This window comes from Gracilibacillus saliphilus (genome assembly GCF_010994085.1).
Taxonomy (GTDB): Bacteria; Bacillota; Bacilli; order Bacillales; family Amphibacillaceae; genus Gracilibacillus; species Gracilibacillus lacisalsi.
The window spans coordinates 1-8,089 of sequence record NZ_WJEB01000059.1 but is presented as its reverse complement, the minus strand read 5'-3'; the positions used below and the strand labels follow the sequence as shown (position 1 = coordinate 8,089).

General features: G+C 35.4%; 11 protein-coding genes. All 11 read right to left on the bottom strand.

Features of this window, described 5'->3' with window-relative positions; genetic code table 11:
• Positions 1-277: 277 nt before the first annotated feature.
• Positions 278-670: an Asp23/Gls24 family envelope stress response protein gene (locus GHT08_RS21685; RefSeq protein ID WP_163583470.1), complete on the bottom strand. Its 393-nt coding sequence runs from the start codon at positions 668-670 to the stop codon at positions 278-280.
• Positions 671-695: 25 nt separating this feature from the next.
• Positions 696-2,057, bottom strand: coding sequence for an acetyl-CoA carboxylase biotin carboxylase subunit (gene accC, locus GHT08_RS21680; RefSeq protein ID WP_163583469.1), 1,362 nt, complete (start codon positions 2,055-2,057; stop codon positions 696-698).
• 12 nt (positions 2,058-2,069) lie between these two features.
• Complete coding sequence (accB, locus tag GHT08_RS21675; protein WP_163583468.1) at positions 2,070-2,567, bottom strand: acetyl-CoA carboxylase biotin carboxyl carrier protein; 498 nt, start codon at positions 2,565-2,567, stop codon at positions 2,070-2,072.
• Positions 2,568-2,771: 204 nt separating this feature from the next.
• A complete protein-coding gene (locus GHT08_RS21670) occupies positions 2,772-3,380 on the bottom strand; it encodes a SpoIIIAH-like family protein (protein ID WP_163583467.1) in 609 nt (202 codons plus the stop codon).
• A 20-nt stretch (positions 3,381-3,400) separates the two neighbouring features.
• The gene (gene spoIIIAG / locus GHT08_RS21665; RefSeq protein ID WP_163583466.1) at positions 3,401-4,045 is read right to left on the bottom strand and encodes a stage III sporulation protein AG; all 645 of its coding nucleotides are present in this window, start codon (positions 4,043-4,045) and stop codon (positions 3,401-3,403) included.
• 1 nt (position 4,046) lies between these two features.
• On the bottom strand, positions 4,047-4,658 hold the full coding sequence (gene spoIIIAF, locus GHT08_RS21660) for a stage III sporulation protein AF (protein WP_272953925.1): 612 nt from the start codon (positions 4,656-4,658) through the stop codon (positions 4,047-4,049).
• Between the two features lie 12 nt (positions 4,659-4,670).
• A complete protein-coding gene (spoIIIAE, locus tag GHT08_RS21655; RefSeq protein ID WP_163583464.1) occupies positions 4,671-5,834 on the bottom strand; it encodes a stage III sporulation protein AE in 1,164 nt (387 codons plus the stop codon).
• Positions 5,835-5,849: 15 nt separating this feature from the next.
• Complete coding sequence (spoIIIAD, locus tag GHT08_RS21650) at positions 5,850-6,242, bottom strand: stage III sporulation protein AD (RefSeq protein WP_163583463.1); 393 nt, start codon at positions 6,240-6,242, stop codon at positions 5,850-5,852.
• A 6-nt stretch (positions 6,243-6,248) separates the two neighbouring features.
• On the bottom strand, positions 6,249-6,455 hold the full coding sequence (gene spoIIIAC / locus GHT08_RS21645) for a stage III sporulation protein AC (protein WP_018934528.1): 207 nt from the start codon (positions 6,453-6,455) through the stop codon (positions 6,249-6,251).
• 14 nt (positions 6,456-6,469) lie between these two features.
• Positions 6,470-6,985, bottom strand: a complete 516-nt coding sequence (gene spoIIIAB, locus GHT08_RS21640) for a stage III sporulation protein SpoIIIAB (RefSeq protein WP_163583462.1) — start codon at positions 6,983-6,985, stop codon at positions 6,470-6,472.
• On the bottom strand, positions 6,982-7,899 hold the full coding sequence (gene spoIIIAA, locus GHT08_RS21635) for a stage III sporulation protein AA (protein WP_163583461.1): 918 nt from the start codon (positions 7,897-7,899) through the stop codon (positions 6,982-6,984). The genes spoIIIAB and spoIIIAA overlap by 4 nt, the downstream gene beginning before the upstream one ends.
• Positions 7,900-8,089 lie beyond the last annotated feature (190 nt).

Genomic DNA, 8,089 nt, shown 5'->3' with positions numbered 1-8,089 from the left:
GGGGCACGGCCTCAGCTAACTTGGTGAAGAAAATCGCTTCACCAAGTGGTCTGCTTTGCAAAGTTAGCTGAAGCAGAGCCCACGGAAAGCGTAGTATTCTGCCGGAGCGTATGGTAGCACTCATCTAAATTCAGTACAGAAGAGAGCAAAGCCTCTTGCACGTTACTTCGCAGTTTATGTATTCTGTCCTAATTTTATATTTTGAAGACAAAAATGAATAAAAGTCCTATCAGAATATTCTGTAGGACCTTTATCCAGCTACAAGTAATATTAAAGATTACTCACCTTTCTCATCATTCACCTGTTCCATATGAACACCTACGACATGGACGTTAATTTCTTTAATTTGAATGGCGGTCATATTTTCGATTGCCTGCCTTACATTCAATTGTATTTTCTCAGCAACCGTTGGAACTGAGTAACCATAATCCACGACAATATATACATCTACGGAGACAGTATCTTCTATCAAATCTACTTTAATTCCTTTACCATGTGCTTTTTTCCCTAGTCGTTCTGCTACTCCCGTCGCAAAATTTCCTCTCATACTGGAGACACCAGATACCTCAGTAGTCGCTATACCAGCAATCACTTCTAGTACATCAGGTGCAATTTCCACTTTTCCTAAAGGAGTAGATTCACTAACATTAAGTAATTGGTTTTCAGCCATGATAAACACCCCTTTTTGACTAAAATTAGTCTTGCTCTTCTTCCATTATACTATACTTTTCTAAAAATCTTGTATTAAAATCGCCATCAACAAATACAGGGTGTACCATCATTTTTCGATGGAATGGAATTGTAGTATAAACACCTTCTACTACAAATTCATCGAGTGCTCGTTTCATCCGATCAACTGCTTCTTTTCTTGTCTTGCCATAAGTAATTAATTTCGCAATCATCGAATCGTAATATGGCGGAATTTGATAGCCTGGATATGCCGCTGAATCGACTCTAACTCCTAAGCCGCCAGGTGGTAAATACATTTCGATCTTACCTGCTGATGGCATAAAATCTTTTTCAGGATTTTCTGCATTAATACGGCATTCCATTGCCCATCCGTTAAATGTAATTTCTTCTTGTTTATAGTTTAGTGTTTCATTATTAGCGATATGGAGTTGTTCTTTGATCAAATCCACACCTGTAACCATTTCAGTAACAGGATGTTCTACTTGTATACGAGTATTCATTTCCATAAAGTAAAACTTGTTTTCTTTTTGATCAAAAATGAATTCAATTGTTCCTGCACCAGAATATTGAACGGCTTTCGCAGCTTTTACTGCTGCTTCTCCCATTTTCTTTCGCATATCTTCATCTATTGCTGGTGATGGTGTTTCTTCAATTAATTTTTGTAACCTTCTTTGAATAGAACAATCACGTTCACCAAGATGTATTACATTGCCATGATTATCTGCTAGAACCTGAATTTCGACATGACGAAAATCCTCGATGTATTTTTCTAAATACACACCTGGGTTTCCGAACGCTTTTTCTGCTTCATTCTGGGTTACACGGATACCTTTTAGCAACTCTTCCTCGGTACGGGCTACACGAATACCTTTTCCACCACCACCGGCAGTAGCTTTAATAATAACTGGAAATCCGATTTCATTTGCCACCTTAAGTCCTTCTTCTTCATCCTTAATGATACCATTTGACCCCGGAACAACCGGAACACCAGCTTCTCTCATCGTTTCTCTTGCTACATCTTTTGTACCCATTTTTTGGATAGCATAGGCACTAGGACCAACGAAAGTTATGTTACATGCATCACAAATCTCTGCAAAATCTGCGTTTTCTGATAAGAATCCGTAACCAGGATGGATCGCATCCGTATCTGTTAATGTTGCAACACTCATAATATTAGTAAAGTTTAAATAACTGTCTGTACTTAACTTCGGTCCGATACAATATGCTTCATCCGCTAATTGTACATGTAATGCATCACTATCAGCTTCTGAATATACTGCCACCGTTTCTATACCCATTTCCTTCGCAGATCGAATAATTCTGACTGCTATTTCTCCGCGGTTAGCAATTAACAGTTTCTTAATCACAATGTCATCCCCTTATGCCTTCTTAATTCGGAATAATGGTTGGCCATATTCCACTAATTCACCATTTTCAGCTAATATTTCGGTTATTGTTCCATTTACATCTGCTTCAATTTCATTAAATAATTTCATCGCTTCTATGATACATACAATGGAATCCTCATTTACTTGATCTCCAACCTGCACATATACGGGTTTATCTGGTGATGGTGAACTATAGAAAGTACCAACCATAGGTGAGACAATTTCATGATCATAATCGTCTTTTGGTTGTGGTTCCTCTTTTGTTTCTGTTGCGTCTGTTGTTACTTCTGGTTTTGTAGTTGCTTCCACTTTAGGTTGTGGTACTGTTTCTTGCGGTTGTACGACAGGTTGTGAAACTATATTTGTTTTCGAATCACCTGTATTTTTTTTCAATTTAATTTTGGCACCACTTGCCTCATAAGAGAATTCTTCAATAGTTGATTGATCTAATTTTTCAATTAATTGATTGATTTCTTGTATTGTTAACATTTTTGCACCCCTTCATCTTTTGTTACAATTAATAACAGGTACTAATAACTCCTTCTAACATTTTACGCAATAGATATAAAAACTGCAACCCATTGTTTTAATTATCACGAAACATCACAGTTAATTCAAATGAACTTCAAATAAAAATGCCCTCGAGATTACTCAAGGACAAGTTAACGCATATTTAAACGGAAGACAACAGATTTAGCTTGACTTATAATTGACTTCAATTTTTATTTCACCAAATTCATCTTTTGCTTGTTGAATAATTTGATTTGCTTCTGTCGCTGAAAGACTGTCGGTTTGAACTGTTATGGTGAGATTATTGTCTGATACATTGCGAACTAGAACCTCTTCATAACCATTTGATTTTAGTTCTTCTTCTAAAATGTTTTCTTTTGTATTTAGCGTATCTATTTCTTTCATAGCTTCATAAGCTTCATTCTTCTCATCTGAACTACTCTCACTTGAAGCAACAATTTCTTCCAGCCTCTCTCTTTCTGCGCTTCTTTGGTTGGTAATTTCTATACGGGTTGCTGTAAAATATTCATTAGTGTTAATCGATGATGTATTTAAATCATCCATTTCCGTTTCTTCCTCAGTGGCATCTTCTTCCATACTTGTTTCCTCTGTCTCTTCTAAATTCGAATCATTCATTAATTGATCTAGATTAGAAGATGTCGTTTGATCTTGTTCCTCATCCGCATCGAAATAGGCTAAATCTCCTTCAGTTGGTGCATTTAAATAATACACACTTAATACAATCATTAAACTTAACATCGTTAACAACCAAACAGTTTGCTTTTTTAACATCGTTTCCCCTCCTAATAAATCTATGTGTTTTTCGGCATAACCGATACTCGGTGTGCCGGTACATCCAATACTTTGGACACGGCTTCTAACACCCATTTTTTAACTTCTAGGTTGTCCACGCCTTCCGCAACTACTAGTACACCTCTCACTTGTGGTTTTTTGGTTTGCACTAATAATGGTGTTTCTTGTTCCCCTTGACGAATGATGACAACGGTTTGTTCTCTTGTTTCATCATCAACTTTTCTTGTACCGCCATTTTGATCTGATTCATTTGTTATTTGTGAACCAATTACTAAGTTTTTCTCGTATACTCGTTCATTAGTTGCGTCTAAATTTACCATTACTTCCACTTCAGCTACACCTGTTATTTTCTCCAGTAATTGGACTAAGTCACTTTCATATGCTGTCTCTAAATCTCCAATCTTTGAAGTTGCATCAGATGTATTGGATTGGTTCCATGTTTCACTTTCTTCATCTTCTGATGATGATTCCATCATTCTTGGAGGATCAGTTAATTGATTATCTGGTTGATCTGAACTGAATATATTACTAATTAACAATATAAAAACTGCTATTAATACCAACAAAGCAATATATTGCATCTTCGTAGGTTTCTTGTCTTTCATTTTTAGATTTGATAAAAATTTTTCCATCCATTTAGGCACCTTATTCCTCCTTCCATCCGATATGAATTATCTCTTCCTCTACTCCCCACTGATCAGCTAAGAAATCTTTTATTTCATTTGCATCATGTGGCGGAGATTCAGAAGTTTGAGGTAATGAGTCACCAATTTGAATATTCACCTCTTCAACTTTAGCAGAATCATCATCCATCGTGACAAGCTGTACATATATACGCTCTAGTTCATTCTCTTCAGAAGTTGGATGACTAGCCCAATCTACTTTCAAGTCCTCAATTTGATAATTGTACTCCTCTTGTAACTCCTCCTCTACTATATTTTCCATTTGGACAACCATCTCTTCTAATACATATGCAGCTTGTATCTGTTCTATTTCACTTTTCTGCTGATTCATTCCATTTTCCATTTCGGATTCAACAGATGAATCACTATTTGTGGGAATTATTTGATCCACCATTTGGTGAACATTCACATTAAAAACGGATAACAATGGTTGCAAAATAATTAAAATAAGTAATAATCCTACTACTAATTTTACATATTGTTTTAATGTTGAACTGGGAAGAATAAGATCAACGATCATTGCTAGAATCATATAAATGATAATTTGTAATATCCAACTTGATAGGTACTCAATGATTCTCCCCTCCTATCTCACCATCATCGTTAAATTACTAGATATAATAAGAATGACTATCGTAAAGAAAAACATAAAGGTAACTAATAATAGTGCAGCAAATAAGTAAAGGATATGTTTGCCGATAATATCCAAGCATTCTATAACCGGTCCATCACCAACGGGCTGTAAAATAGCTGTAGCCACTTTATACATTAAAGAGATGGTGAAAATTTTAATTGCAGGGAACAATACAATTCCAATTAAAATGACGACACCAATCATGCCAATGCCATTCTTAATCAAAATGGTAGCACTTAACACGGTATCAGTTGCATCTGTAAAAATCCTGCCGATTACTGGGATGAAATTACCGGTTACAAACTTAGCTGTTTTCATCGCAATACCATCTTGAATTGCGCTAGCAGCTCCTTGTACGGATATTACCCCAAGAAAAACTGTCAGTAAAATTCCCATCAAGCTAATTGCTATATTTTTGATTAAATTTGCTAATTTAGTCGCTTTATACTCGGTACTGATCGTACTAACAATTTGAAGAATAGCTGAGATTAATATTAACGGTATAACTATTTTGGAAATGACAAATACACTTGTATGAATGAGAAAAATGATGATAGGATGAAAAAATGAAATCGTTACAAGATGTCCAAGTGATGCTAATATACCTAGTAACATGGGTAATAAAGCTATTAAAAAACTTTGAGCCATATCCACTGTATCAAGCACATAATTCGTTGCGAGCTGGAAACTTTGTAATGCCATAATAATCAGCATCGTATAAACAATCGCATAGGCAACTTTACTAACGACTTGCTTTTCGAATGCGTTTTGTATGGTTTGTAAAACTAAACAAAATAATGTTAACAGCATTAACGTCCCCAGTAATTTACCATTCTCGACAATCTCATAAAAGAAGAAGCGGAGAAACCCTTTCAACCATTCCTTAATTGAGAGGTTTCCTTCTCCTTTTACCATGGACCATAAATTTTCTTTATTAAGCTCTGGAAGTGCATCGTTATATTGATCCCCTAAATAATCCCAATATCCTTCAAGCTCGCTCCCTTCTATCATCTGTTGGTAGGCATCTGTTTGATCGGCTACATCTGCTGCAAGTTGTATTGGAATAAGAAAGAAGAAAAGTGCGATAATGATAGCAAGTTTTCTAGTAAATTTCATGTATATCCTTCCTAACTATGTGATCGGAAAAATATTTATTATCGTTTCAATTAAAGATTTAAATATCGGTATAGCTAAAATGAGGATAAACACTTTTCCTATCATTTCTATCTTGACAGCAATCGATTCTAAACCAGCATCTTTGACGATGTTTGCTCCAATCTCTGTGATATAAGATATCCCTATAATTTGAAGTATTGTCTTAATATAGATTTCATTAATATTTGCCTGTTCACCTAAATAAGTAATGAGTTGAAGAATTTCTTGTACATATTGAATAACAAAGATGAAAAAATAGAGAACGGTTAAAACAATAATAAGAAACGCAATACTGGGCTGCTTGTCCTTTAATAATAAGAATAGTACGGATGCTATAATTCCTACACTGATTACTTCAAAGATTTCCATAAACCATTATCCTTTTAGAAAAAATACAGCTCTTATCTGCTGGAATAGATCCGAAATACTGTTAAGTACAAACAACAGAACAATGATAAACCCTACCAAGCTTACAAATTGAGCATATTCCTCTTTCCCCATTTGCTTTAATATAGTATGAATCATCGCAACGATAATTCCGATTCCTGCAATCTGAAATAAAACACTTGTATCTCCAATCACGTGATATCTCCTCTCTATAGCAAGAGTAAAACGATAAATGTACCAACCAGAAAGCCAATACTTCTTGACATTTTTCCATAGCGATGATTCTTTTCTTCAGCCTCTGTCAGTTTTCTTTCTAAATGATTAATAGTTAAGCGAATATATTTTTGTTGTTGAATAATATCATGCTGTCCCAACGTTCTGCCAAATTGTTGAAGAATTTCTTTATCTTCTAAATGAATCGGATGTTTCTGATAAAACTTATCCACGTGACCTTCCCATATTGGATATAGCTGTTCTTTATCTTCTTGGATATCCGCCGCAATCTGCTGAAAGAGAGTAGAAATTGGGTTTGGTATCTGATTTGCGACAGAAGTTAAAGATTCTTTAATAGTTGCCTGGCTATAGACTATTTCCGCCTCTAGAATTTGCAGGGCATTTTTGAACATTCGGATGAATCTTGGTCGATTAGCAAGGTTATTAGCATACTCATGCCCAGTCCAGGTTAAAGATCCTATGATGAATAAACACGCCAGAAGCCTGATCATAATATCACGCTTCTTTGATAAAGAGGTTGTCCTTTTTCATTCAAAATTTCTGTTACTTCTCCCGCTTTATGCTGATTCGACAAGATAACAAATCGTTGAAATATGTTTTTTTGTAAAATCTTTTGAATCGTTGGTCGCTCGCTAATATCAGTTAATGACCTGCCATGAACAGTACAAACTATTTGCACACCTGCATGAATCACTTCATCAATCGCTTCAGCATCCCGTTCACTTCCAATTTCATCAACAATAATGACATCGGGAGACATGGAACGAACAAACATCATCATTCCTTCTGCCTTTGGACAGCGATCTAATACATCAATTCTGGGAGCTAATAAATGCTGTGGGACACCATTAATAGAAGCGCAAATTTCAGACCGTTCATCGACAATAGCTGTTTTAAGTTCAAGCTTTGAACTAGCACTTGCGCAATAATTGGCAAGATCTCTTAAAAATGTTGTTTTACCTGATTGTGGTGGACCTATGATTAGTGTATTTTGGATGGTATCTGTCATAAGGTATTGTAAATAAGGTTGAATAATACCAAATTGAGGTTTTGCAATTCTTATATTGAAGGAACTGACATGATGTATCGCCTTCACTTGTTTATTTTCTAAAATGACAGAACCTGAAATACCTATTCGGTGACCACCTTGAATTGTTATAAATCCATGCCTTAACTCTTCTTCAAGTCGATATAAAGAAAAGTCACTAATTTTGTTTAGAAACATTTTTGCATCCGACTGGCTAAAAAATGTCTGTTTTAACCACGTTACTCGTCTGCCATCATTTAATTCAACTGGTTGATTTACTCTTAGTCTAATCTCCTGTATATCTATTTCTTCCTTTACCAGAAAAAAGTCAATTTGTTCAGAGATATGGCTCGGAAGTATTTTCAAAACACTCTCCATAAACATTGCCTCTTTTCCATAAGCTATTTCTATAAACATTCTATGCGAGTCACTAATAGATATAACCAAAGATAGACAAGAGTATATGAAAAACTTGACCAATCACCAAATTCTCAAAACAAAAACCTTTGCTTTGTACCATGGTTCATTAAGAAAAGCGTAGAGCGCCCGCTTAAAAACGTAGCGGCTG